Origin of the sequence: Meiothermus sp. (genome assembly GCF_025060375.1) — a bacterium.
Taxonomy (GTDB): Bacteria; Deinococcota; Deinococci; order Deinococcales; family Thermaceae; genus Meiothermus.
Window position 1 is genome coordinate 70,359 of the sequence record NZ_JANXCG010000062.1, and the last position, 25,624, is coordinate 95,982.

Annotated in this window: 22 protein-coding genes; 19 read left to right on the top strand and 3 right to left on the bottom strand. The window is 65.9% G+C overall.

Going from position 1 to position 25,624, the window contains the following annotated elements; translation table 11 throughout:
* Positions 1 to 39: 39 nt before the first annotated feature.
* The 12 genes from NZ849_RS08055 (at position 40) to NZ849_RS08110 (ending at position 12,979) form a co-directional block, all read left to right on the top strand.
* Positions 40 to 1,605 carry a 3-hydroxyacyl-CoA dehydrogenase NAD-binding domain-containing protein gene (locus NZ849_RS08055; protein ID WP_295405953.1) on the top strand — a complete coding sequence of 522 codons (1,566 nt, stop codon included), beginning with the start codon at positions 40 to 42 and terminating at the stop codon, positions 1,603 to 1,605.
* On the top strand, positions 1,602 to 2,795 hold the full coding sequence (locus tag NZ849_RS08060; RefSeq protein WP_295405956.1) for an ABC transporter substrate-binding protein: 1,194 nt from the start codon (positions 1,602 to 1,604) through the stop codon (positions 2,793 to 2,795). The genes NZ849_RS08055 and NZ849_RS08060 overlap by 4 nt, the downstream gene beginning before the upstream one ends.
* 84 nt (positions 2,796 to 2,879) lie before the next feature.
* Positions 2,880 to 3,911, top strand: coding sequence for a branched-chain amino acid ABC transporter permease (locus tag NZ849_RS08065; RefSeq protein WP_295405958.1), 1,032 nt, complete (start codon positions 2,880 to 2,882; stop codon positions 3,909 to 3,911).
* A complete protein-coding gene (locus NZ849_RS08070) occupies positions 3,908 to 5,671 on the top strand; it encodes a branched-chain amino acid ABC transporter ATP-binding protein/permease (RefSeq protein ID WP_295405960.1) in 1,764 nt (587 codons plus the stop codon). Before NZ849_RS08065 ends, NZ849_RS08070 begins: the two co-directional genes overlap by 4 nt.
* An 18-nt stretch (positions 5,672 to 5,689) precedes the next feature.
* A complete protein-coding gene (locus NZ849_RS08075) occupies positions 5,690 to 6,427 on the top strand; it encodes an ABC transporter ATP-binding protein (RefSeq protein WP_295405962.1) in 738 nt (245 codons plus the stop codon).
* Positions 6,428 to 6,449: 22 nt separating this feature from the next.
* Positions 6,450 to 6,815, top strand: a complete 366-nt coding sequence (paaI, locus tag NZ849_RS08080; protein WP_295405996.1) for a hydroxyphenylacetyl-CoA thioesterase PaaI — start codon at positions 6,450 to 6,452, stop codon at positions 6,813 to 6,815.
* Positions 6,816 to 6,867: 52 nt separating this feature from the next.
* On the top strand, positions 6,868 to 8,067 hold the full coding sequence (locus tag NZ849_RS08085; RefSeq protein WP_295405964.1) for an acetyl-CoA C-acyltransferase: 1,200 nt from the start codon (positions 6,868 to 6,870) through the stop codon (positions 8,065 to 8,067).
* A complete protein-coding gene (locus NZ849_RS08090; protein ID WP_295405966.1) occupies positions 8,064 to 8,813 on the top strand; it encodes an SDR family oxidoreductase in 750 nt (249 codons plus the stop codon). Before NZ849_RS08085 ends, NZ849_RS08090 begins: the two co-directional genes overlap by 4 nt.
* Before the next feature lie 14 nt (positions 8,814 to 8,827).
* Positions 8,828 to 10,168 (top strand): phenylacetate--CoA ligase family protein, encoded by a 1,341-nt coding sequence (locus NZ849_RS08095; protein ID WP_295405999.1) that lies wholly within the window; start codon positions 8,828 to 8,830, stop codon positions 10,166 to 10,168.
* Positions 10,165 to 10,617: a thioesterase family protein gene (locus tag NZ849_RS08100; protein WP_295405968.1), complete on the top strand. Its 453-nt coding sequence runs from the start codon at positions 10,165 to 10,167 to the stop codon at positions 10,615 to 10,617. Before NZ849_RS08095 ends, NZ849_RS08100 begins: the two co-directional genes overlap by 4 nt.
* An 11-nt stretch (positions 10,618 to 10,628) precedes the next feature.
* Positions 10,629 to 11,921, top strand: a complete 1,293-nt coding sequence (radA, locus tag NZ849_RS08105) for a DNA repair protein RadA (protein ID WP_295405969.1) — start codon at positions 10,629 to 10,631, stop codon at positions 11,919 to 11,921.
* Positions 11,918 to 12,979, top strand: a complete 1,062-nt coding sequence (locus NZ849_RS08110; protein ID WP_295405971.1) for a PIN domain-containing protein — start codon at positions 11,918 to 11,920, stop codon at positions 12,977 to 12,979. Before radA ends, NZ849_RS08110 begins: the two co-directional genes overlap by 4 nt.
* Here the strand turns inward: NZ849_RS08110 and NZ849_RS08115 are convergent.
* The 3 genes from NZ849_RS08115 to coaD all read right to left on the bottom strand — a co-directional run bounded on the left by NZ849_RS08115 (position 12,976) and on the right by coaD (position 15,622).
* The gene (locus tag NZ849_RS08115; RefSeq protein ID WP_295405972.1) at positions 12,976 to 13,434 is read right to left on the bottom strand and encodes a hypothetical protein; all 459 of its coding nucleotides are present in this window, start codon (positions 13,432 to 13,434) and stop codon (positions 12,976 to 12,978) included. The two genes, NZ849_RS08110 and NZ849_RS08115, sit on opposite strands and share 4 nt — an antisense overlap.
* Before the next feature lie 9 nt (positions 13,435 to 13,443).
* The gene (locus NZ849_RS08120; protein WP_295405974.1) at positions 13,444 to 15,033 is read right to left on the bottom strand and encodes an aldehyde dehydrogenase family protein; all 1,590 of its coding nucleotides are present in this window, start codon (positions 15,031 to 15,033) and stop codon (positions 13,444 to 13,446) included.
* A 91-nt stretch (positions 15,034 to 15,124) separates the two neighbouring features.
* Positions 15,125 to 15,622, bottom strand: a complete 498-nt coding sequence (gene coaD / locus NZ849_RS08125; RefSeq protein ID WP_295405977.1) for a pantetheine-phosphate adenylyltransferase — start codon at positions 15,620 to 15,622, stop codon at positions 15,125 to 15,127.
* Between the two features lie 141 nt (positions 15,623 to 15,763).
* Between coaD and NZ849_RS08130 the strand changes: the two genes are divergently transcribed.
* The 7 genes from NZ849_RS08130 to NZ849_RS08160 form a co-directional block, all read left to right on the top strand.
* Entirely contained in the window at positions 15,764 to 16,213 is a 450-nt protein-coding gene (locus NZ849_RS08130) for a MarR family transcriptional regulator (protein WP_295405979.1), read from the top strand.
* Positions 16,210 to 17,508: a TolC family protein gene (locus tag NZ849_RS08135; protein WP_295405981.1), complete on the top strand. Its 1,299-nt coding sequence runs from the start codon at positions 16,210 to 16,212 to the stop codon at positions 17,506 to 17,508. The genes NZ849_RS08130 and NZ849_RS08135 overlap by 4 nt, the downstream gene beginning before the upstream one ends.
* A complete protein-coding gene (locus NZ849_RS08140; protein ID WP_295405984.1) occupies positions 17,505 to 18,494 on the top strand; it encodes a TolC family protein in 990 nt (329 codons plus the stop codon). The genes NZ849_RS08135 and NZ849_RS08140 overlap by 4 nt, the downstream gene beginning before the upstream one ends.
* Positions 18,494 to 19,711 (top strand): efflux RND transporter periplasmic adaptor subunit, encoded by a 1,218-nt coding sequence (locus tag NZ849_RS08145; RefSeq protein WP_295405986.1) that lies wholly within the window; start codon positions 18,494 to 18,496, stop codon positions 19,709 to 19,711. Before NZ849_RS08140 ends, NZ849_RS08145 begins: the two co-directional genes overlap by 1 nt.
* On the top strand, positions 19,708 to 23,013 hold the full coding sequence (locus tag NZ849_RS08150) for an efflux RND transporter permease subunit (protein WP_295405988.1): 3,306 nt from the start codon (positions 19,708 to 19,710) through the stop codon (positions 23,011 to 23,013). Before NZ849_RS08145 ends, NZ849_RS08150 begins: the two co-directional genes overlap by 4 nt.
* A gap of 9 nt (positions 23,014 to 23,022) precedes the next feature.
* Complete coding sequence (locus NZ849_RS08155) at positions 23,023 to 23,775, top strand: alpha/beta hydrolase (protein WP_295405990.1); 753 nt, start codon at positions 23,023 to 23,025, stop codon at positions 23,773 to 23,775.
* A gap of 39 nt (positions 23,776 to 23,814) precedes the next feature.
* A partial coding sequence (locus NZ849_RS08160) for an ABC transporter permease (RefSeq protein WP_295405992.1) occupies positions 23,815 to 25,624 on the top strand: 1,810 nt, incomplete at its 3' end.

Consider the following 25,624-nt stretch of genomic DNA (forward strand, 5'->3'; position numbering starts at 1 on the left):
AAAAACAAACAAGTGTTTGTTTGGCAAGGGAGAGGCGGGGTGAAGGAGACGGTAGCGGTTTTAGGCGCGGGCATCATGGGCCGGGGAATTGCCCAGGTGGCAGCCACAGCGGGGCACCAGGTGGTCCTCTACGACCCTTACCCCGCGGCGCTCGAGAAGGCCTTGGCAGAGACAAGGGCTGAGCTGAAGAAGCTGGCTGAAAGAGGGCGGCTCGCCTCGGCGGAGGAGGTCTTGGCCCGCATCCAGCCCACCCAGGCCCTAGAGGATTGCACCCCGGCCCACCTGGTCATAGAGGCGGTCCCCGAGCAGCTCGAGCTAAAGCAGGAAATCCTGAGCCGGTTGGGGGGACTCAACCCCCACGGGCTCCTAGCCAGCAACACCTCCACCTTTTCCATCTCGGCCATCGCAGCTAAGGTGCCGAACCCTTCGAGGGTGCTGGGGCTGCACTTCTTCAACCCTGCCCCACGGATGAAGCTGGTGGAGGTGATAGGAGGGGAAAACACCGATCCAGTCCACCTCGAGCGGGCCTCGGAGCTCATGCGGGCCTGGGGCAAGGAGCCGGTCCGGGTCAAGGACGCCCCTGGCTTCCTGGTCAACCGGGTGGCCCGCCCTTTCTACGGCGAGGCCATCCGGCTCCACGCCGAGGGGGTACCCAAGGAGTTCATCGACTGGGTGATGCGGGGGCTGGGATTCCCCATGGGGCCCTTTGAGCTGATGGACCTGATAGGCCTGGACACCAACCTGGCCGCCTCTACCTCGGTCTACCAGGCTTTCTACGGGGAACCCCGCTACCGGCCCCACTACCTACAGCACCAGAAGGTGGCCGCCGGACAGCTGGGGCGCAAAAGCGGCCAGGGCTGGTACCGCTATCCCCCAGGCCCCCCACCCCCACCCACCCCCTCCAACCCCACCGCCAAAGCCCCCCTCCCCCTGATCCTCGGTCCTAACCCACTGGCCCAGGAGCTAAAAGCCCGCTTTCCTCACGCGAAGAGCCCCGAAGAGGCCCAATTCGTGCTGGACTGCCGGGTGAAGCTCGAGCGCAAGAACGACCTTCCGGATAGCCTCCCGGTGGTCGGCCTGGTCTGGGGCCACTCCGCCAGCAGCCTTCAGGCTGAGCTAAAAGACCGGCCTGTGGTTGGATTCAGCCTGGTCCCACCCGTCGGTCAGGGGGCCATCGCCGAACTCTACACCCCCCTCTCTGGGCCAAACCCAGCCCTTCCGCTGGCCCAGGCCTTCTTTGAAGCCCAAGGCCATCCCACCCTCCTCCTGCCCGACCAGCCCGGCGGAGTGGGCTTCCGCATCCTGGCCCTGCTCATCAACGAGGCCATCTCAGCCCTTTCCGAGGGCATCGCCCAGCCGGACGACCTGGACCGGGCCATGCGGCTGGGAACGGGGTACCCCCGGGGCCCCCTGGAGTGGGCCGAGCGCATCTGGCTCAAACCGGTACTGCGCGCACTGGAGGGTCTCTTCGCCGAGCTCGGCGAGGACCGCTACCGGCCCCACCCCCTGCTGCGCCGGATGGTGGCGGCAGGGCTTGAAACCTTCGGAAATCTCCCCCTGCACAAGGGAGATTGGCAAATCTACACCCACAAGGAGGCAAGATGAAGCGAGCTCTGATAGGACTGCTAACCCTTGGGCTGGGCTTGGGCCTGGCCCAGCAAGCCCCTCTGAAAATCGGGGTGGTGGTCTCGGCCACCGGCCCCGCGGCCAGCCTGGGCATCCCCGAGCGCAACACCCTTCTGATCCTGGAGGAGCAGGTCAACCGGCGCGGAGGGGTGGCCGGACGCCCGGTGCAGTTCATCATCCTGGACGATGCTTCGGACACCACCCAGGCCGTGCGGGCCACCCGGCGGCTCATTCAGGAAGACCAGGTACTGGCCATCATCGGCACCACCACCACCCCCGCCAGCTTGGGGATGATCGACGTGGTGGCCGAGGCTGGGGTGCCCAAGATTTCCCTCGCGGCCAACCTGGAGATCGTCTTTCCCGTGGACGAGAAGCGCCGCTGGGTCTTCAAGACCCCCCAGACCGAGCAGCAGATGTCTACCCCTATCGTGCGGGATATGGCGGCCGCAGGGGTGAAGACTGCCGCCTACATAGGCTTCAACGACGCCTACGGCGAGGGTTGGGCCCGGGCCTTTGAGGCCGCCGCCCGAGAAGCCGGCATCCAGGTGGTGGCCTCCGAACGCTTTGCCCGCACCGACACCTCGGTAACCGGCCAGGTACTGCGAATCCTGGCCCGCAACCCCGATGCGGTTTTGATCGGGGGCTCGGGCACGGCTCCGGTGCTGCCCCAGCGCACTTTGCGGGAGCGCGGCTACCGGGGCCTCATCTACCAGACCCACGGGGTGGCCAACCCCGACTTCCTGCGGGTAGGGGGAGACTTGCTGGTGGGCACACGGCTACCGGCCGGGCCAGTGCTGGTCTTCGACCAGCTACCCCCTGACTTCCCCAACCGTCAGGTGGCCACCAGCTATGTGCAGCTATACGAGTCGCGCTTCGGCATCGGCAGCTACTCCACCTTTGGCGGCCACGCCTACGACGCCTGGGCCATCCTGCGCCCGGCCCTCGAGCGCGCCCTGCGCCGCGAGCAAACCACCAACCTGGCGGCCTTTCGCCGGGTGCTGCGGGACGAGCTCGAGGCCACCCGCAACGTAGTGGGCACCCACGGCATCTTCAATATGTCCCCCACCGACCACCTGGGCCTGCGCTTCAACGAAGCCGCGGTGATGGTGGAGATTGTGAAAGGCCCTACCGGCAGGCTCGAGTGGAAGCTGATCCGGACGTTCAGGTAGGAGGGCCTGTGGCCAAGAACCAGCAGCCAACCGCCATCCAGGCACAACGGCTGTTGGCTGCTGGTTAGGGGCTTCCAACCATATATGGACTGGGCAATCTTCTCTTTTCTGGCCGCAGATGCGCTGCAAAACGGAACCATCTATGCGCTGTTGGCCCTATCCTTGGTGCTGGTCTTTGCGGTCACAAGGGTAATCCTGGTCCCCTTGGGGGAGTTTTTGGTGTACGCACCCCTGACCTACGTCTGGTTCCTCCCCCCCGAGGTGAGCGGCCTCAACCTTAGAGGGCAGATTCCCGGAACCGCCTGGCTGGCCGCGGCCATGCTGGCTGGATGGGCCTTTTTGGAACGCAAAAGCCTGAGAAGGGCTGGCCTTCTGGCGTTGGGAAGCCTGGGGGTGTTGGGGCTGGCCTGGTGGGGAGCCCAAGGGGTACCCCTGTGGCTTGGCTGGTTCCTGGCAGTGCTGGTGGTGCTCCCCATAGGCCCAGCCTCCTACCGGCTGTTCTTTGAACCGGCCAAAAATGCCAGTGTGCTCACCTACCTGATCATCGCCGTCGGCCTCCACTTCGCCTTCATGGGGCTGGGCCTGGTCTTCTTCGGACCTGAGCAGTTTCGTCTGCCGGCCGTCTGGAGCGGCCAGACCCAGGTTGGTTTGGTACCCATAAACAACCAAGCCTTCCTGGTCTACGGCTTCGCCTTTTTGAGCGCGCTGGGGCTCTACCTGTTTTTCAGCAGGAGCATCTACGGCAAGGCCCTACGGGCCTGTGCGGTCAACCGCTATGGGGCCCGGCTTTCCGGCATCAGCCCCAGTCAGGCAGGGTATGTGTCCTTTTCCATCGCCACCCTCATCGCCTGCGTGAGCGGCATGCTCCTGGCCCCCCTGATATCCCCGGCTTACTTTCAAGGCTTCCTCCTGGGGCTAAAGGGCTTTGTGGCTGGGATTCTCGGCGGCCTGGTGAGCTACCCCTTGGCGGCGCTGGGGGCTTTGCTGGTGGGGGCTATGGAATCCTGGGCGGCCTTTCAGGCCAGCGCCTATAAGGATGCCATCGTTTTCGCTCTGCTCCTGCCGATTCTCTTCTGGCGTAGCCTCCGCAGCCAGGAGCTGGGGGAGGAAGAATGAGGCCCCTGCCCCTGATCCTCCTCCTGGCCGGGCTCTTGCTCTTCCCCCTCGCCCTGCCGCCTTCCTCGTTCTACCTTACGGTGGGCAACTACATCGCCTTTGGCGCCTTGGTCGCGCTGGGCCTTTACCTGCTCACCGGGCTCTCGGGCATGACCAGCTTTGGCCAGGCAGCCTTTATGGGGCTAGCGGCCTATACCTCCGCCCTGCTCACCATCCACCAGGGCCTGAACCCGTGGGCCACCCTCCTGCTGGGCATCCTGGCTGCAGCGCTGGGCGCACTGGTGATGGGCGGCATCACCGTGCGGCTAAAGGGGCATTACCTGCCCCTTTCCACCATCGCCTGGTGCATCGCCCTGTACATCGTTATGGGAAGCTGGATTGGCCTCACCGGAGGACACACCGGGCTAAGGGGGATCCCCCCCATATCGGTCCTGGGCTATACGCTGGGCGACTCCAGAAGCTATTTCTACCTGTCGTGGGGCATGGTCCTCCTGGGGGCTTGGGGGGCCTGGAACCTCACCAACAGCCGGATTGGGCGAGCAATGCGGGCCTCCAAAGGGGACGCCATCGCGGCGGCCAGCTTTGGGGTAAACCCGGCAACCCTGAAGCTCCAGGTCTTCGTTCTCTCAGCCGTCTACGCTGGGGTGGCTGGCTGGCTCTACGTCCACTACCAGAAGTTCATCAACCCCACCCCCTTCAGCCTTGAGGCTTCCATCAAGTACCTGATTGCGGCGGTGGCTGGAGGGGTGGGCAGCATCCCAGGGGTCATCCTAGGCTCTGGGCTGGTGACGGGGCTGGAGGAGGCCCTGAAGGGGGTCTTGCCCCTCCTGTTCGGCCGTGCCGGAAACTACGAGATCATCGCCTATGGGCTTATCTTGGTGCTCATCCTGATGTTCGCCCCCAAGGGGCTGTGGCCCTTTGTGGAACGGTACATCCCCAAGCCCAGGCCAAAGAACCCTGCAGGGCAGGGCCTGCCTGCTCGCCCCAGCGGAGGGCGCAAGGGAGAGGTGGTGCTCGAGGTCAGGGGCCTCAGCAAGCGCTTCGGTGGTCTGCTGGCGGTGAACAAGATAAGCTTTGAGCTCAGACGGGGCGAGATTTTGGCCCTCATCGGCCCCAATGGGGCAGGCAAATCCACCTGCTTCAACATGATTACCGCAGTCTACCCCCCCAGCGAAGGGGAGGTCTGGTTCAGGGGAAAGCCCATCTCAGGGCGGAAACCCTACGAGGTGCACCGTCTGGGCATCGCCCGCACCTTCCAGCACCCCCACCTCTTTCCCGAGATGACCGTGCTGGAAAACGCCGCCTTGGGCACCTATGCCCGCACCCGGCGGGGTTTTCTGGCCTCAATGCTGGCCCTCCATCGCTCTGAGGAAAAGGCCGCCCTGGCAGAAGCTTACCGGGCCCTGGAGCGGGTGGGCCTGGCCCACATGGCCCATCAGAAGGCGGAGGGCCTCTCCATCGGCCAGCTCCGGCTTCTGGAAATTGCCCGCGCCCTGGCCGCCAGCCCCGAGGTGCTGCTCCTGGATGAGCCGGCCGCGGGGCTGAGGGCTGGGGAGAAGCGGGAGTTCGCCTCGCTCATCCGCAAACTGGTGGCCGAAGGGGTCACGGTACTCCTGGTAGACCACGACATGGACCTGGTCATGGGGCTGGTAGACCGGGTGGTGGTGATGCATTATGGGGAAAAGCTGGCCGAGGGTAGCCCCGCCGAGGTGCAGCGCAACCCCAGGGTCATCGAGGCCTACCTGGGGGAGGCCGCCTGAGGCTTACTGGAGGCAGGGATGAACATCCTGGAAGTGGAAAACCTGAGCGTGCGTTATGGGGCTGTGGAGGCCGTGCGGGGGCTTTCGCTCAGGGTGGCCGAGGGCGAGGCCATCACCCTCATTGGCCCCAACGGGGCAGGAAAGAGCAGCACCCTCAAGGGCATCCTGGGGCTGGTGCAAGCCAGCGGCACGGTGCACTACCTGGGGGAAACGCTATCGCGGCGCACGCCAGAAATGCTGGCCGCTGTGGGGCTGGTCATGGTACCCGAAAAGCGCGAGCTCTTCGCGTCAATGGCGGTAGAGGACAACCTCCTGCTGGGGGCCTTTCCCCGTTTTCAGCGGCGCGAAAGGGGCATACGGGAGGACCTGGAATGGGTCTACAGCCTCTTCCCTCGCCTCCTCGAGCGGCGCCGTCAGCTCGCCGGCACCATGTCGGGGGGTGAACAGCAAATGCTGGCCATCGGCCGGGCGCTGATGGCCCGGCCCAAGCTCCTCTTGCTGGACGAACCTAGCTTGGGGCTGGCCCCCCTTATCGTGCAGGAGATATTCCGCATCCTGGGCGAACTCAAGGCCCGGGGGGTAACCATCTTGCTGGTGGAGCAGAACGCCCGGATGGCCCTAAAGCTGGCCGACCGGGGATACGTGCTCGAGGCCGGCGAGCTGGTCATGGAAGGCCGAGGAAGCGAGCTGCTCTACGACCCCAGGGTCATCGAGTCCTATCTAGGCATCCGCACGAGGGAGGCAGCCGGTGGGTAGTGAACTCCACCCCGACCCCTACATGCGGCTCCTAGGGTTCAGGGTGGCCCGGCTGGGGCCAGGAGAAGCCGTGCTCCTGGCCGAGGTTCGGGCTGAGCACACCAACATCCACGGCCACTGCCACGGCGGATTTCTCTATAGCCTGGCCGATGCGGCCTTTGCCTTAGCCTCAAACGCCCACGGAACCCCAGCTGTAGCCCTCTGCACGCACATGGAGTACTTCAAGGCGGTACGGGTGGGCGAGCGGCTCGAAGCCCACGCCCGGGAGGAAAACCTGGGGCGCCGCACCGCCACCTACCGCATCGAGGTCAGGAACCGGGAACGGGTGGTGGCCCTCTTCACCGGGACCGTCTTCCGCATGGAAGGCCAAAGCAAGCCCGAGGCCTGAGCGTTCGCAACAGGCCCTTGCGGGTCAAAACCTCAAAGGGTAAAACACAGCCATGGAAGCTTACATTCTAGACGCCGTCCGCACACCGGTTGGAAAGCACGGGGGCGCGCTGGCCTCAGTCCGCCCCGATGACCTGGCTGCCATTCCCCTAAAGGCCCTCCTCGAGCGCACCGGCCTACCCGCGAGCGATGTGGAAGACGTCTACATGGGCTGCGCCAACCAAGCTGGGGAGGACAACCGCAACGTGGCCCGCATGGCCCTCCTCCTGGCCGGCCTTCCCAAGGAGGTGGGGGGTTGCACGGTAAACCGCCTCTGCGGTAGCGGCCTAGAGGCGGTAGCCAGCGCGGCCCGGGCCCTTATGCTGGGCGAGGGCCAGGTCTACATCGGAGGCGGCGTGGAAAGCATGAGCCGGGCCCCCTGGGTGATGCCCAAAGCCGAGCGGGCCTTCCCCACCGGCAACCTCACGGTCTACGACACCACCTTGGGCTGGCGCTTCATCAACCCCAGGATGCAGGCCCTCTACGGCACCGAGGCGATGGGCGAGACCGCCGAGAACCTGGCCGAGCAGTACAAAATCCCCCGGGAAGCCCAGGACCACTTCGCCCTGCGCTCGCACCAAAAGGCCGTCCGAGCCCAGCAGAGTGGGGCTTTTGAGGGCCAGATGGTGCCCGTGGAGGTGACGATCAGGGGCCAGACCACCCTGGTAAACGCCGATGAGGGCCCCCGGCCCGACACCAGCCTGGAGGCCCTGGCCAAACTCAAGCCGGTCTTCCGTCCTGGGGGTAGCGTAACCGCCGGGAACTCCTCCTCCCTAAACGACGGGGCAGCAGCGGTGCTGCTGGTCTCCGACGCCTACGCCCGGGCCCACGGGCTCAGGCCTATGGCCAAAATTCGCTCGATGGCGGTGGCCGGGGTAGAGCCCCGGATTATGGGCATCGGCCCGGTTCCAGCCACCGAAAAGGCCCTCAAGCGGGCTGGGCTGGGCCTGCAGGAGATTGGCCTGATTGAGCTCAACGAGGCCTTTGCCGCCCAGAGCCTAGCGGTGCTCTATGAGTGGGGCGTGGACCCTGAGGACGAGCGGCTCAACGTGAATGGGGGGGCCATCGCCATCGGCCACCCCCTGGGGGCCTCGGGCGCCCGGATTCTCGCCAACCTGGTCCACGAGATGCAGAAGCGGAATGTGCAGTTTGGGCTGGCCACCATGTGCATAGGGGTGGGCCAGGGCATCGCGATGGTGGTGGAGCGGGTATGAGGGTGCTGGAACAGTTCCGCCTGGACGGGAAAACCGCCCTAATCACCGGCGGCTCGAGGGGCCTTGGCCTGGAGATTGCCACTGCCCTGCGGGAGGCCGGGGCCAAGGTGGCCCTCCTGGCCCGGCGGGAGAGCTTCCTTGAGGAGGCCCTAAAGACCATCCCTGATGCCCTGCCCATCGTGGGCAACGTGCAAGACGAGGCCAGTTTGGAAGGCGCTTTTGCCCGCACCGGCCCGGTGGACATCCTGGTCAACGCCGCCGGGGTAACCTGGGGGCAGGACGCCCTCGAGGTTCCCGCAGAAAAGATTCGCGAGGTGCTGGACATCAACGTAACCGGGGCTTTCCTGGCCAGCCGCATTGCCGCAAGGGGCATGAAAGCCCGGGGTTACGGAAAGATTCTGAACATCGCCTCGGTGGCTGGGCTCATAGGCAGCCCCAGCGAGGTAATGGACGCCGCGGCCTACTCGGCCTCCAAAGGGGCCTTGATCGCTCTCACTCGCGACCTAGCGGTGAAGTGGGGGCCCTTTGGCATCCGGGTCAACGCCCTGGCCCCAGGCTTCTTCCCCACCCGCATGACCGAGCGGCTGCTGGCCCGGACAGAGTCTTTGGTACGAGCCCGCACCCCCCTGGGCCGCATCGGCCAGCCCGGCGAGCTGGCCGCGGCTGCGCTCTACCTGTGCAGCCCGGCCTCGGACTACGTAACCGGGCAGGTGCTGGCGGTGGATGGGGGGATGACCGCACGCTAGAGGTGCCTATGCCGATGTTCCAACCCGAGATAGAAACGCTCCCCCGTCCCAAGCTCCAAGCGCTACAGAGCGAGCGGCTGCGCGAGCAAGTGGCCTATGTCTACGAACGCGTGCCCTTCTACCGCCAGGCCCTGGACGAGCGTGGCCTTAAGCCTTCCGACATCAGGGGCATTGAGGACATCCACAAGCTCCCCTTTACCAGGAAGAAAGACCTGCGCGATACCTACCCCTTTGGAATGTTCGCGGTGCCCCGTGAGCAAATCGCCCGCATCCACGCCTCCAGCGGCACCACCGGCAAGCCCACCGTGGTGGGCTACACAAAGGGCGACCTGGAAATCTTCGCCGAGGTGGTGGCCCGCTCGTTGGCAGCTGCAGGTGGGCGGCCCGGTATGATGCTGCACAACGCCTATGGCTACGGTCTCTTCACCGGCGGGCTGGGCCTGCACGGAGGGGCTGAGAGGTTGGGGATGATTGTGGTGCCGGTTTCAGGCGGCATGACCGAACGGCAAATCATGCTCATCCAGGACTTCAGGCCGGAGATGATTGCCTGCACCCCCTCCTACGCCCAAACCCTGGCCGAGGAATTCAGGAAGCGTGGGATAAGCCCGGAGGAAATCAGCCTCAAATACGCCGTACTGGGGGCAGAACCTTGGACGGAGGCGATCCGAAAGAACGTGGACGAGGGGCTAGGGGTGCAGTCCACCAACATCTACGGCCTCTCTGAGGTCATCGGACCGGGGGTCTCCAACGAAGATGTGAGCGAGCGGGAGGGGCTTTCCTACATTTGGGAGGACCACTTCTACCCCGAAGTGGTGCACCCCGAGACCGGTGAGCCCTTGCCGGAGGGCCAAATTGGGGTGCTGGTGCTGACCACCCTGACCAAAAAGGCCATGCCCATCCTCCGCTACTGGACCGGCGATCTAACCTACATCACCCGCGAGCCCGGCCCCTCCGGCCGCACCCACGCCCGCATGGCCCAGATTCGGGGCCGCACCGACGATATGCTGATTGTGCGAGGGGTCAACGTCTACCCCACCCAGATTGAGGCGGTGCTCAGGGAAATTCCCGAGGTGGCGCCGCACTACCAGATTGTGCTCACCCGCGAAGGCACCCTGGACGAGGTGGAGCTTAGGCTCGAGGTCTCCGGGGGCTTCCTAGGCTCACTGGGGCAACAGGCGCTCCCCGAAGGGGCGGTGGAGACCGACCCTCGATTGTCCCAGGTACGGGAGAAGGTGGCCCGCAAAATTAAGGACAACGTGGGCATCTCCCTACGGGTCACCCTGCTCAACCCCGGTACTGCGCCCAGGAGCGAGGGCGGCAAGCTCAAGCGGGTGTTGGATTTGCGCAAGATATGAAACCCATTCCCATCGGCTACCAGGCCATTTTCGAAACGGTCGTAACCGACGAGATGACCGTGGATTTTGAGCAAGGCGACCCCCAGCTCGGCAAGCTGCACCCAGTCTACGCCACCTACTGGATGGCCAAGCACATGGAGCTGGCCGGGCGCAAAATCATCCTGCCCTTTTTGGAGGAGAACGAGGAGGGCATCGGCTCCAAGGTAAGCGTGGACCACCAGGCCTCGGCCCTGCCCGGGATGAGGGTGCGGATTGTAGCCGAGCACCTGCGCACCGAGGGCAACCGGGTGCACGCCCGCTGCACCGCCTGGAATGAGCTGGGCGACCGGATTGGCGAGGGGTACACCGAGCAGGTCATCCTGCCGAAGGAGAAGCTGAGGCGAATTTTTGAGCGGCTCGAGGTGCGCTGGCGGGAACACAGGGCTGACTCCGCAGCCAATTCCGGCTAGACTTTTCCTGGATGGCCAGGGCTGCCCTGCACTACCGCTGCGCCGTATGCGGCTACAGGTCCGTGAAGCCCCTGGGGCGCTGCCCGGGATGCGGAAGCTGGGAGAGCCTCAAGGAGGAGGCCCCTCTGTCCCGTCCTGTCCCAGCAAAAGGCGCCGCAAACCCCCAGGCCCTCATCCGGCTGGGCGAGGTGGGTGAGGTGGGCGAGGCCCGCTTCAGCAGCCGAATAGGCGAGCTGGACCGGGTGCTGGGCGGAGGCTTCGTGCCCGGGGCAGTGCTCCTGCTTGGGGGAGAACCCGGGGTGGGCAAGAGCACACTGCTCCTGCAGGTGGCGCAAAGGATGCTGGAGGAAGGCCGGCGGGTGGTCTACCTAGCGGGTGAGGAGTCTCCCGGACAGGTTCGGCTGCGGGCCGGGCGGCTTGGGGTCTCGGGGGACCTCGAGCTGTTACGGGAAACCCATCTGGAAACCGCTCTGGCCACCCTGGAGGCCGATCCACCGGAGTTTTTGGTGGTGGATTCCATCCAAACCCTGGAGACCACCGCTGCGCCAGGGTCGCTGGTGGCGGTACGGGACGCCACCGCAGCCCTCACCCGCTTCGCCAAACGCCACCGGGTGACCACCGTGCTGGTGGGTCACGTCACCAAGGAGGGTATCGTAGCGGGTCCCAAGGTGATTGAGCACGTGGTGGACGCCACTTTGTACCTAGAGACGGCAGGGCACTTCCGGGTGCTGCGCTCAACCAAGAACCGCTTTGGCCCGGTAGGGGAGCTGGGGGTTTTCAGCATGGGCGAGAGCGGCCTGGAAGAGGTACCCAACCCCTCCGCAGCCTTCCTGGCCGAACGCCCCGTGGGGGCCCCAGGCTCGGTGGTGGCGCTTGGCCTGTCGGGGGAGCGGGCCTTGGCCCTGGAGGTGCAGGCCCTGGCCGCGCGGACCCCCTTCCCGGCCCCGCGCCGGGTAGCCCAGGGGCTTGACGCAAGGCGGGTAGATGTGGTCCTTGCGGTGCTCGAGCGGCGCCTCAACCTGCCCCTGGGCAACCTGGACGTCTACGTGAACCTGGCCGGGGGCCTGCGAATCTTCGACCCGGGGCTCGACCTGGCGGTGGGCCTGGCGGTCTACTCGGCGGTGGTGGGCCGCCCCCTGCCCCAGGAAGTGGCGGTGGTGGGCGAGGTTGGGCTAGCCGGGGAGCTCCGCAGCGTAGAGGGCCTGGAGCGCCGCCTGCGCGAAGGGCAGCGGGCCGGGTTCAGGCGCCTGGTCTACCCACCGGAGTTTAGAAGCCTGGAGGCTGCTGTAAGCGAATTGCTATGAGCTGGGGTCGCTGGGTTCTCTATGCGCTGTTCACCTGGCTGGGGTACCGGGTCGGGGTCCAGCTGGAAGCCGCTGGTCTGATCAGCACCAACCCCCTGGGCAACCTGATCAGTCTGAACCAGCTGTACCTGGCCCTGGTGGGCTTCCTCCTAGGGCTGCTGATGGTCCCCCGCCTGCTCTTCTGGTCTGCCCCGCGCTGGGAACAGGCCCAAGCCCGGCTGAGGAGGCTGCCCCCCGAGATTCCGGTGGCCATCACGGCGGCCTCGAGCCTGGCCCTGCTGCTCGCGGTGCTCCTTACCAACCTGCTGAGCCAAATCCCCGGCTTCTCCCCGCTTCACTCCCTCACCATTGCCGCGGTGCTGGTGCTCTCCTTCTCCGCTTTCGCAGTGGCTAACCGGGAGTACTTCCGCCTGGCGCGCCCTCCTGTGCCCCCTGCAAAGCCCAAGGGGGGCAAGGTGCTGGACACCTCCGTGCTCATAGACGGCCGGGTTGTCGAGGTAGCCTCCATGGGCTTTTTAGAAGGCCCCCTCTTCGTACCCAAGCAGGTTCTGAGGGAGCTACAACAGTTCGCCGACGCCTCAGACCCTCAAAAAAGGGCCAAAGGGCGCCGGGGGCTGGAGACCCTGGAGCGGCTCAAGGCGAGCGTGGGCCTGGAGGTGCTGGACTCCCCGGAGTCGGACGAACCGGTAGATGAACAGATCCTAGCCCAGGCCAAAGAGCTGGGCGCAGCCCTGGTCACCAACGACCACGCCCTAGCCCAGCTCTCCCGCATCTACGGGGTCAGAACCCTTTCCATTCAGGCCCTGGCCTCTGCCCTCAGAGCCCCTCTGCAGCAGGGGGATTTCCTCAACATCACCATTGTCAAAGAGGGAAAGGAACCGGGCCAGGGGGTGGGGTACCTGGAGGACGGCACCATGGTGGTGGTGGACGACGCCATCGCCTACAAGGGGAAGGAGGTAGGGGTGGTGGTCACCCAAGCCATCCAGACCCAGGTGGGCCGCCTGCTGTTCGGGCGGCTTAGGGAGGGGGCCACCCCCAAAGGCGAGCGGCAGGCCTAGCGCCCGCTGGCCACCCGACGAAAGTTGCGGTCAAGCCAGCCGAAGGCCGGCCCTTCCACCGAGGCCACGTCGATCGTCTCCGAAGCCAGCGTCTCCAACCGCACCGAACCATACCCGTCGGGGCGCACCGCAAAGGTCCAGCGCATCTCCACGGCCGCCTCCACCCGCCCCTGAGCGTCCACACGCTGGGAAACATACACCGCCGTAGAGCCTACTCCCTGGCGCTGCACCCAGCGGCCATACCCCGGCAAGGGCCGGGCTTCCAGGGCGTAGTAGGCCGCCACCGTCTGGGCGAGCCGCACCACCACTGGGTGGCCGGCAAAGAGGACCTGCGCACTGGCGCTGGGCAGGGTCGCGCTCACATCGTAGACCACCTCGCCGGGGTCGGCCCGCACCGCAGGGGCACAGCCCCCAAGCAGGAGGCCGAACAAGACCAGGAGAAACCAGAGGCGCATGGGTGCATTCTACCCCAGCAAACCCGCCCAGTCGGTGGGGGGCCTGGGTTGGGTGTAGCCCGTGTCCATCTGGGCGAGCTGGAGGCGGCCGGAGTACTCCTCGTTGACGGCCTGCCAGTAGGTGTACTCCTCAATCACCCAAATGCCGCTCTCGCGGGCCCCGTTGCCGCTCCCGCGAATCCCCCCAAAGGGCAGGTGGGCCTCAGCGCCCACGGTGGAGTTGTTAACGCTGGTCATCCCGGCCCTAATCTCGTTCTTGAAGCGGTAGGCCCAGTCGCGCCGATTGGTGTACACCGCACTAGACAGCCCATAGCTGTGTGCGTTGGCCGCCTCAATGGCCTCGTCCAAGTCCTCCACCCGCACCAGGTTGACTGTGGGGCCAAATATCTCCTGCTCAAACTGGCGCATTCCCGGGCGGGCTTCCCACACGGTGGGCCAGCCAAAAAGCCCCGCCTCGGGATCGCCCTGGAAGTGCGGGTAAGGGTTCTTTGCCGTGATGCGGGCCTTCCCGAAGAGAAGCTGGGCCCCATCCTGCTGACCCCAGGTGTAGTGCTCGAGCCAGCGCTCGAAAAGCCGCTGGTTGATGAAAGGGCCGTAGGTAACCTGGGGATGGGTGAACGGATTTCCCACCACCGTGGACTCGGTTTTCTCCAAAAAGCGCCTTTTGAACTCGTCGTAGATGGGGGCCTCCACGATGATGTTGCCCGCGCTGGTACAGCGCTGCCCCCCGGTGGCAAAGGCGCTCCACCAAGCCCCCTCCACGGCCAGCTCGAGGTCGGCATCCCTAAGGACCACCAAGGGGTTCTTACCCCCCAGCTCCAGGGTGGGGCGCAGGAGGTTGCGCCCAGCCACCTCCCCAATCCAGCGACCTACCGCGGTGCTGCCGGTAAAGGCAAACTTGTTCAAAAGCCCCTCGTCCATAAGCTCCACCAGCCACTGCCCGGTAGAGTCCTTGCCCCCGCCAAAGACCACGTTGATGACCCCTGGAGGCAGCCCCGCTTCCTCAAAGAGTCGGACGAAAACGTAGGAGAGGGCCGGGGAATCCTCTGAGGGCTTCCAAACCACCGTGTTCCCGGTAAGCACGGCCGGTATCAGCTTCCAGGAAGGCACCGCAATAGGAAAGTTCCCCGCGGTGATCATCCCCACCACCCCCAGGGGCCGGCGGAAGGTAAAGAGCTCCTTGTCGCGCATCTCGCTGGGCACGGTTTGGCCGTAGAGCCTGCGCCCTTCCGAGGCAAAGAAAACCGCAGTGTCTATGGCCTCTTGCACATCGCCCCCGGCCTCCTTAAAGGTCTTGCCCACCTCCCGCACCATCAGGCGCACCAAGGCCTCCTTCTCCCGGGTGAGAATCTGGGCCAGGTTCATCAAAACCGCCCCCCGCACCGGCGCTGGGGTGCGGGACCAGGCCCGAAAGGCCTCCTGGGCCACCCGCGCTGCTTTGCGCAGGACCTCCTTGGAGCCCACCGGGAAACGGGCCACAAGGTCTTCCCTATCCGCGGGGTTGCGCCGCTCCTGCACCTCCCCCTCAAAAACCTCCTCCCCTCCGATAAGGTGGCCTATTTCCAGCGCGCTGCCGTACCTGCTCCTGTGTAGCTGCATACAATCCCTCCAGCAAGCCCATCCAGCCAGAAAGGCCAAAACCGCGGCCCAATTCTCACCGATTCTATGGGACAGCGGCAGGGATCCATCCCTAACCCTCGGCAGCAACCTGCTTAGCCTTGAGCGCCTCCACCGTGGCTGGGGGCACCAGCTTGGACACATCCCCGCCGTAGCGGGCGATTTCCTTGACCATGGTGGAAGAAACAAACGACCAGCGGGTAGCGGCCATGATGAACAGGGTTTCAGGGCGGTTGCCAAGCTGGCGGTTCAGGTGGGCCATCTGAAGCTCGTTCTCGTAGTCCGAAACAGCCCGCAGGCCCTTCACGATAACCCTGGAGCCCAAGCGGCGCATGTACTCGGCCAAAAGGCCGTGGAACGAGTCCACCTCCACGTTGGGAAGCCGGGCCTCCGCCACCGCTCGTCGGATAATCTCAACCCGCTCCTGCGGTGTGAACAACCACAGACCCCGCTTGGATGGGTTCTCCAGCACCGCCACCGTGACCCGCTCAAAGAGCTTGGAAGCGCGCTGAATTACGTCAAAGTGCCCATTGTGCAGCGGGTCAAAGCTCCCGGGATAAACCACGTGCATGCTGCCTCTCTTTCGGCCGTATCATCCCACAGGGGAGCCCTCGAGGCAAGGGCAGGGCTTGGGGCCAACCCCCAGGCCCTAGTGAAAACTGTAGCGAATACCGCTTTCTCCCCCCACCCGGCCCCATAACATTTCATAGGCATGAAGTTTACATTGGACGAAATAATGGAGGAGATGTGGCGCCTCTCCTCCCACCTGGCCTGGCAGATGCGCCTGGACCAGCAAAAGGCCCTTGAGGGGCTGGGGCTTTCACCCATGCAGGCCTTTGCCCTGATGTGCGTGGCAAGCGGCATGGACCAGCCCTCGGCCCTGGCCTTCGTGATGGATGCCTCCCCCCAAGGGGTTTCCCAGCTCCTGGCGGGGTTGGAGGAGCGGAAGCTGGTGCGGCGCGAGCTAGACCCGGAGGACCGGCGGAAGGTGCGAATTCTCCTAACCCAAAGCGGGGAAAGGTTGCTCGAGGTCATGCGGGAAAACTGGAAGCAGGTCTCGTGCGAGCGCTTCAGCCGGCTCAGCCCTGAGGAGCTGGAGATGTTGCTGAGGAGCTACCGAAAACTGATTGAGCCTAGGGAAAAGGGCACGGCACAACCATGAGGCACCCCATCCTGATCCCCCTCGTGCTCTTTGGGAGCTTATCCCTCGGGCAGGGTTTCTTTGCCCCGCTGGAAAACCACCCCAGCCTGTTGCAAGCCCGGCTCAACCTCGAGGCAGCCCAAGCCCAGCTGAGGGCGGTCCAAAGCCCCCTGAGCGTGCAGGCCCAAGGGGGCCTTTCCCTCTTTGAGACCTCCCCACCCCCTGGCCCCCCTGTCTGCCCCAACCCCCTGAACCCCCAGTGCCTGGAGCTGCCCAGCGACGCCCGGCAGATCACCCTGGGGCTGACCCTTACCCCCTTCCCCTTTGGGGATGTGGCCGACGCGGTCAACCAAGCCGCCCTGGGGGTGGCCCAGGCCGAGCTAGGGCTGAAGCAGGCCCGAACCCAGCTCCAGGCCCAGGCGGTGGAGGCCGCCTACCGGGTGCGGCTGGCAGAAGGGGGGCTCGAGGTGGCCCGGCTGGCGGTGCGGGTGGCCCAGGCCGGCCTGGAAGCCGTTCGGTTACGGACCCAGCGGGGGGCGGCCAGCCCCAGCGAGCTCCGGCAAGCCGAGGCCAACCTGCGCCAGGCGGCCCTGCAGCAAGCCGAGGCCGAGCGAAACCTGGCGCTGGCTCGGAAAAACCTGGCCGACCTGATCGGCAGCGAAAGGGCCGAGCCCCCTGCCCTGCCCCTTCCCCCAGAGACCACCCCGCCCCAGGTGCGCCAGGCTGAGCTCCAGCTCGCCAACGCTCAGATAGGCTACGACCGGGCGCTCAGGGGCGTCCTCCCCGTGCTGCAGGGAAGCTACACCCGCAACATCTCCAACCAAGAGGCCTGGAGCATCTCCCTCAACTCCCGGACCTTGCAGCCCAGCCTCAGCTACACCCACCAGTCCCAAGGGCGCACCCCACCCCAGGACCGCATCCAGGGCACCTTTCAGATCGGGCTCTCAGCCAACATCTCGTTCGGCGTGCTGGAAGCCTTGGAGGCCGCGCGCAAGCAGGTGGAGGCAGCCCAGCAAGCCCTGGAAGCGGCCCAGCGCAACAGCCGGCTGCAGCTCGAGCTGCTCAAGACCGCCCTGCAGACTGCTGAGCAGAACCTGGAAAACGCCCGCAGCGCTCTAAAGGATGCTGAGCAAAGCCTAAGCGAGGCCAAGGAGCGAGAGCGTCTGGGCCTTACCAGTCCACTGGCCACCCTTCAGGCTGAGCTGAGCTTGGCCCAGGCTCGGCTGGGGGTGGAGCAGGCCACGCTGGGCCGCATCCAGCGCATCCTCGACCTCTACCGCTTCTACGCCCTGCCCCCAAGCGAGGTGACCCCATGAAACCTGCAAAACCCATCTTTCTGCTCTTGAGCCTGTTCTCTCCCCTAGCCCTGTCCCAGGGCCTAACCCTGGAAAGCGCCCTTGCCAAAGCCAGCGAGCAGGCCCCGGTGCGGGCCGCCCAGGTGGAGCTGGAGGACGCCAAGGCCAACCTGCAACGCACCCTGGCCGACCCCCTTCTGACCCGGCCATCGCGCCTTCAGGCCGAGCAACGCCAGGCCCTCGCCCAAGCCAACTACGAGCGGTCCTTGGCCCAGGCCCAAAGCAGCATCGTGGGGGCCTACACCCAGGTACTCGAAGCCCAGCTCCAGGTGCGCCTGGCCCAAAAAGCGCTGGAAATCGCCGCGCGGGGGCTCGAGGTGGCCCAAATCCGTCAGCGAAACGGCTCCGGCACCGCCCTGGACGTGCGCAACGCGCAAAATCGGCTGGAAGACGCCAGGAGCAACCTGAGCCGGGCCGAAAATGGGCTGGCCCTGGCCCAAAGCTCCCTGCGCAGCCTGGTGGGGCCTTTTGGTGGGCTCTCTCCCCTGCCCGCCCCTCCCGCCTTACCCGAACGGGGCCTGCTGAGGGAACTCTTGGAGAAAAGCCCCGACCTGCTGCAGGCCCGGCAGAGGCTCGAGCTGGCCCAGCTGCAGGTGGAGTTGCTCGACCCAAGCTACGCCGCCCCAGCCGAAATTGAGGCCGCCAAGGCGCGGGCTGAACAGGCCGCCGCCGCCGCGCGGGAACTGGAGCGGGGCCTCGGGCTCCAGTACGACTCGCTTTACCAGAACCTTGAGGCCGCGGCCCGGAGCCTGAGCGTCCAGCAAACCGCCCTGGCCAACGCCCGGGAAACCCTCTCCAGCGAGAGAAAGCGGCTCGAGGCTGGTCTCATCAGCCAGCTCGCCTACCTCCAGGCCGAGCTCAGCTACCTCCAGGCCGAGCTGGCGGTCCAGCAGGCTCTGGGGAACTACTGGCGGGCCTACTACAGCTTGCGGGCAGGAGGGCGCTGATGCGGGGCTGGGCAGGTCTGATGGTGGGGGTTCTGGCGCTGGCCCTTTTGGCGGGGTGTGGCCCTCGCCGGGGTGCCCAAAACGAAGCCAACAACCCCAGTGAGGCCCCGGCCAGCCGGGTAAAGGTCCGGGTGGTCGAGGCCCAAAGCGGGCGGCTTAGCATAAGCCGCACCACAGGGGCCACCTTGATCCCGACCCGCGAGAGCCAGGTGGGGGCCACCGCAGGCGGCAAGGTGCTCGCTGTGCTGGTGCAGGCAGGCAGCCAGGTGGCAGCGGGCCAGGTGGTGTTGCGGCTCGACCCAGTAAACGCCCAAACCACCCTGCGCAACGCTGAAATTGCCCTGGAGCAGGCCCGGGTGAACCTGGCTCGAGCCGAGCGGTCCACCGCCGGCTCCCTGGCCCCCCTGCAGGCCAGCCTGGAATCCGCCCTGGCCAACCTGCGGGCCGCTGAGCAGCGCTACCAAGAGGGGAAGCAGCTCTTTGCCGCCGGGGCCATCGCCCAAGTGGAGCTGGTGGGGCTCGAGGCGGCCTACAACCAGGCCAAAGCCGCGGCCGACAACGCCCGGGAAAACCTAGCCCGGGCCCAGCGGGCCTCCCAGGAGGACCTGGCCCTGCTGCGCCTGCAGGTACGCCAGGCCGAGAACCAGCTCGCCCAGGCCAAAAGGGCCTTGGCCGACACCGAGGTGCGGGCGCCCTTCGCCGGGGTGGTGGCCGAGGTCTACGTGAACCCCGGTGAGTTCGTGGCCGCCGGGCAGCGGGTCTTCCGGCTGGCCGATACCCGCCGGCTTGAGGCCCGCTTCCGGCTGCCTCCCGAGGAGGCCGCCGCGCTGCCCCTGGGTACCCTTCTGAACCTGAGCTACGGCGAGCAGACCTACACCGCCCGCCTCACCCGCAGCAGCCAGGTGCCTGGCACCGACCGGCTGGTGGAGCTCACCGCCCAGGTGGAGGGCAACCCCCCACCTGGGGTCAGCGTCCAGGTCCGCTACACCCTGACCCTGGCCGAGGGAATCCTGCTGCCCGCAGGGGCCCTCCGCACCGAGGGCCGGACCACCTTCCTGTACGTGGTCCAGGAGGAAAGGGCGGTGCGCACCCCGGTGCGGGTGGTGGGCGACAGCGGGGCCCAGGTGGTGGTGGAGGGGATAAGAGCAGGGGCCCAGGTGGTCTTTCCGGTGCCCTCGAGCCTGAGCGACGGGGATCGGGTGGAGGTGGTCCGGTGAGGGAAAAGGCGGTCAACCCGGTCATCGAGTTCTTCGTGCGGCGCTTCGTCTTCTCCACGGCGGTCTTTCTGGCGCTGGTCCTCTTCGGCCTCATCTCCGGAAGCCGGGTGGGGGTAGACCTCCTGCCGCGCTTTGAGATACCGGTGGTTGCGGTCACCACCGCCTATCCCGGGGCCGGGCCAGAGGAGGTGGAGCAGCAGGTAAGCCGCCCCATAGAGGAGGCGGTCTCCACCCTCTCGGGCCTGGACCAGATCGCCTCGCTCTCCGGCGAGGGCTTCTCCCAGGTCATTGTTTCCTTTGAGTTCGGACAGGACATCAACCGGGTAGCCACCGACGTAGCCCAGCGGGTGGCCGCGGTGCGGGGCCAACTTCCCCGCGATGCCCAAGCCCCCGTGGTGCAGCGCTTTGACCCGGGTGCCGCACCCATCCTCTACATCGCCCTCTCGGCCGATGGGCGCGACCTGCGCGAGGTGGCCAGGTACGCCAACGACGTGCTCAAGCCCCGCCTTCAGCTCGTCGGTGGAGTAGCCGACGTGCAGGTACAAGGGGCCCCAGAGCGAGAGGTGCAGGTTCTGCTCGACCCTTACAAGGTGGCGGCCTTCGGCCTCTCGCCCCAGCAGGTGGTGGGGGCCATCCAGGCCTCAGCCCTGGCGGTGCCCGCGGGCACCCAGGACGAGCAGGGGCAGCGCCTCCTCTTCACCCTGCGCAACACCCCCACCACCCCAGAGGAGGTAGGCCGCATCCTGGTAGACCCCGCCCGAGGCCTTGAGGTGCGCGACCTGGCCGTGGTGCGGGACACCCAGGCAGAGCCCACCCGCCTCACCCGCCTGAACGGCCAACCGGTCATCCCCCTAGCGGTGCGCAAGACCCCCGACTCCAATGCGGTGGCGGTAGCCCAGGGGGTGAAGCGCACCCTGGAGGAGGTACGGCTGCCCCCGGGCTACTCCGCCCAAATTGTCGGCGACACAACTATCTTCATCGAGAACACCGCCCGGGACACCTTCCGCGAGGTGTTGCTGGTGGCCCTCATCGTCTCTCTGATCACCCTGGTCTTCCTCGGGAAGCTCAACTCGGTCTTCAGCGTGGTGCTGGCCATCCCCATCACCATGTCGGGGGCCCTCATCGTCTTCGGGTTACTGGGCTTCACCTTCAACATTATCAGCCTGCTGGCCCTGATTGTGGCGGTGGGCATTGTGGTCGACGACTCCATTGTGCTCTCCGAGAACATCGAGCGCTACCGCCAGATGGGCTACGACAACCTGCAGGCGGTGCTCAAAGGGGCCACCGAGGTGCTCTCTGCGGTCTCAGCAGCCACCCTCTCCCTGCTGGCGGTTTTTCTGCCGATCAGCTTCCTGCCGGGCATCATCGGGGAGTTCTTCCGCCAGTTCGGGATTGTGCTGGCCGCGGCCATCGCGGTGAGCTGGCTCGAGGCCCTTTTCTTCCTCACCGTGCGGCTGGCCTACTTTCCCGACCCCGACCCACCGAGCTGGCCGCAGCTTGGGCGGCGCCTGCTGGGCTTGGGCGACGACCTGCGCTGGGGCCTGCGGCTGCACGTCTACCGGCAAAAGGACGCGGGCCTGGCCAAGCGTCTTTTCAACCTGCTCATCACCCCCCTCACCCTGGCCCTGGCCCCACTGCGGTGGGCCGCCTCGGTTTTGCTGGGGCTCGCGGGGGCCATCGCGGGCAGCCTGCATGGGGGCTCTGAACGGACGTTTCTGGCTCTGCGGGAGCTTTACGCCAGGAGCCTGGCGGCTGCCCTCAACAGAAGCGGGCTGGTCCTCCTGGTGGGCCTGGGGTTCTTCCTCAGCATCGGCTTCGTAGCCCCCCGCATCCCCTTCAACTTCACCCCCAAAAACGATAGTGGCCAGATCAACATTGACCTGAGCCTACCCAAAGGCACCGCCCTGTCCGAAACCAACGCCCTTACCCGGCGGTTGGAGGGGTGGCTCGGGCAGCGGCCGGAGGTCCAGGCCTTCCTGACCACGGTAGGTAGCTCGCAAAACCTGCTCGGCACCGGGAACCCCGAACGGGCCCGCATCGTGGTGGAGCTGGTGCCCAGGGAGGAGCGGCCCAACGTTTACGACCTAGCCCCCCTCTACCGCGAAGCGCTGGGTGCGCTCCTGACCGACCGGCCCGAAGCCGACCTGCGGGTCTCGGTGCCCGAGGGGGGCCCCGGCGGGGCTGCCGACTTGCAGTTCACCTTGACCGCACCCAACCCCCAGGTGCTGGAGGAGAAAAACCGGCTGGCCCTCCAGGTCCTGCGCAGCCTTCCCTACCTGAGCGATGTGCGCAGCAGCCTCGAGGAAACCACCACCGAACGGGTGCTGGTGCCCGACCCAACCCGGCTCCAGGGCACAGGGCTCAGCCCAAACGACCTGGCCCAGACCCTGCGCATCTACAACGCGGGCACCCGTGCCGCTAACCTGCGGGCAGGAGGCGATGACATACCCATCGTGGTACGGGCTGACCCGCGCTTCGTCCCCGACCAGGCCAGCCTCCTCTCGCTGCCGGTAGCCGCCCCCGCCCTGCGCACTACCCTGCCCATCGGCAGCCTGGGCCAGTTTGAAACCCGCCAGACCCCAGCCCAGCTCGCCCGGACCAACCAGGCCTTTTCCGCCGGTATCAACGCCAACCGGACCCCTGGGGTGGAGCTGGGCATTCTGCAAATCTCCAACCTGGTGGAAGCTGAGCTAGAGAGGGCCGGTGTCCTTGGGGATGGGGTACAGCTGGAACGGCAAGGCTCGACGGCCTTCGTGGGCGACCTGGCCCGGAGTGCCCCCATCGCCTTTGGTCTGGCGCTTCTGCTCAACTTCCTGGTGATCTCGAGCCAGTTCAACACCTTCCGCTACCCCATTTACCTGCTCCTGCCGGTTCCTCTAGCCCTGGTGGGGGCCTTCTGGTTCCTGTACTTCTTCCAAAGTGGCCTGGACGTGGTCTCGGTCCTGGGGGTGGTCATCCTGATAGGCCTGGTGACCAAGAACGCCATCCTGCTTCTGGACTTCGCAGTCCGAACAGCGCGGGAAAAGCCCCTCTACGAAGCGCTGGTGGAAGCCGGCCGGTTGCGTCTGCGCCCCATTCTGATGACCACTCTCACCGTGCTCATGATCTCCATCCCCCTCATCGCTGCAGTTGGGGAGGGCTCGGAGTTCCGCCGGCCCTTGGGCATTATCATCCTCGGGGGGGTCTCGGTCTCCATGCTGCTCACCCTCTTCGTGGTTCCGGCCGCCTTCTACCTCTTTGAGCGCAAGCGCTACGAGCAGCTCCGCCTTCAAAACCAACCCTTTCCCGCCTCAACGGACTGAAGCGCCGCCATGAAGCTCCGCAAACACCATGTTTTCTGGCTGGTCTTTTTCGGAGGACTGCTCCTTTTCGCCGGGGCCATGGTCTGGTACACCCGGCAAGCCCTAAGGCCCTACCCCGCAGCCCCCGAGGCCCGGGAGGCCCTCGCCTCTACCCCAGAGCTGGAGGTGCGCCCAACCGCGTACGGATGGGTCTTCATACCCAGCCAACAGGTCAGAGCTGGGCTGGCCTTTTACCCAGGCGGACTGGTGGAGCCGGAAGCCTACGCCCCGGTGCTGCGCCGCATCGCTCAGGCAGGCTACCGTGTGGCCCTGCTGCGGTTGCGCTACAACCTAGCGGTCACCGAGCAGGGTAAGGCCCGGCAGCCCATCGCTGAGGCCCCCGGGCTGCGCTGGGCGGTAGGGGGGCACAGCCTAGGGGGGGTGGTGGCCTCCAACTTTGCGGCCAGCAACCCGGCTGCCAAAGCCCTGGTGATGTGGGCGGCCTACCCCCTGAACGACCTCTCGAGCCTATCCCTCCCCACCCTAGCCCTCTTTGGGGAGAAAGACGGCCGCATTAGCCAGGAGCAGCTCGAGGCCCACAAGGGCAAATTCCCCCCAGCCACCCGATTCGTGGTCATACCCGGGCTCAACCACGCAAGCTTTGGCGCATACGGCCCCCAGCGAGGCGACAACCCTACGGCCCTTCCAAAGGAGACGGGTTGGGATCAGGTAGCCCAGCAAACGGTGGCCTTCCTAAACGAAGCACTGGGCACCCTCCCCTAGCCCCTCGCGCCCCTCTGCAGTGTAGAATCCGAGGGAGTTATGGGCCGTCTTCTGTTTTTCACCACGAGCGGAGTTGTGCTGCTCGTGATGGCGCTTGCCCCATGGGCTGTCCCGCTTCGGGAGTTTGACGGAACCGGATACCTTCTCAATCCCATGGGGACCATCAACCTCGGAAGGCTCTCCCTTCCCGAAGGCCTGAGCTTCCCTTGGCTGGGCCCCTTCTTCGGCGTATGGGTGGCCCTGGTCCTAGCAGCCAGCATAGCCTTCCTCACACCCAACCCCCAGACCCGGGCCCACCTCCTGTACGCCCTAGGGGGCCTTGGAATTGCCCTTTTCGTAGTAGGCGCGCTGCTTTTTTACCAAGCGGTGGGCTCGGCCAACGAGGCTGCCCTGGCAGCAGGAGCCCGGCGCCCCCCGCTGCGCCGCTTCGCCCTATCGCTGGGGATGTACGCAGGGCTTTTCTACGCCCTGTTCCTGCTGCTCCTAGCCCGGATGCAGCTTCCAGGCGGCCTGGCCTTCCTGGTTCGGATGCGGGGAGTGGTGGTCCCGCTGGTCTCCCTCCTGCTGGCAGTGGTGGTGGGAGCAGCGGTGGTGGCCCTGCTACGGCCTGGCCTGGGTACGCAGGGCATGGAAGGCCTGGGTCTCCGCGAGCTTGTAGCGAGCAAGCTCGACTTGGTGACCTACACATTCCAAATCCTCTTCAGCCCTCTGCTCAGCTTGCCCGGCCTCTTCAACAGCCTGGCCTTCGCCACACCCCTAATCTTCACCGGGCTGGCGGTGGCCTTTGGCTTTCGTGCGGGCATGTTCAACATCGGGGCTCCAGGTCAGCTAACCATAGGGGCCCTATTCGCAATGCTGGTGGGGGTCTACCTCCCCCTACCGGGCTTTCTCCTCCTGCCTAGCGCTATCCTGGCAGCAGCCCTGGGGGGAGCGCTTTGGGGCGGCATTGTGGGCTGGCTCAAGGCCCGCTTTGGAGCCAACGAGGTCATCAACACCATCATGATGAACTACATCGCCGCCTCGGTGCTCCTGTTCATGCTGGCCGCCAACGAGTACCGCTTCTTTGGCCAGACCGTGCGGCTGCCCTTCAAGGCGGAGGGTTTCGAAGGGCGCAGCGAGGAAATGCAGGAAGGTGCCCGAATCCCCCTCATGATTGACATCCTGGCCCCAGGCGGCACCTTTTCCTGGGCCCTGCCCACAGCGGTGGCGGCAGGCCTCCTGACCTACTATGCGCTGCGCCGTGCAGACCTGGGGCAGCGGCTGCTGGTGGCAGGCGCTGCGACGTTGCTGGGTTTCGGGCTGGGCGGTCTGTTGCCAGGATTTCCGGTAACCATAAGCTCAGCCCTGGCCTCTCAGCTCCTGAACGGTTCCTTCCTAATCGCTGTGGCCGCCCTCCTGTTCTACAACTTCTACCTGTTCCGCAGCGCCGGCGGCTATGAGCTTCGAGCTACCGGCCTAGCCCCAAGGGCCGCAGAGTACGCCGGGGTCAACCTGCGCCGCAAAATGGTGGTGGCCATGCTCATCTCCGGGGCCCTAGCTGGCCTGGCGGCCACCCATTACGTGCTCGGGGCTGGGATGGACGGTACCTACCGGCTCAAAACCGCCATCCCCTCGAGCGTAGGCTTCGACGGCATAGCCGTAGCCCTGATGGGGCAAAACACCCCCATTGGTATCTTCCTGTCGGCCACCCTATTCGGGGTCCTGCTGGCCGGAGGGGTTTCCCTCAACGCTCAGCTCGGCATAAGCAACCAGATCATCCAGGTGCTGCAGGCTCTCATCATCCTGTTCATCGCCGTGGGCGGGCTGCTCCCGCGCTACTTTACCGACCCGCTGCGGGCCGCCCAGGTGG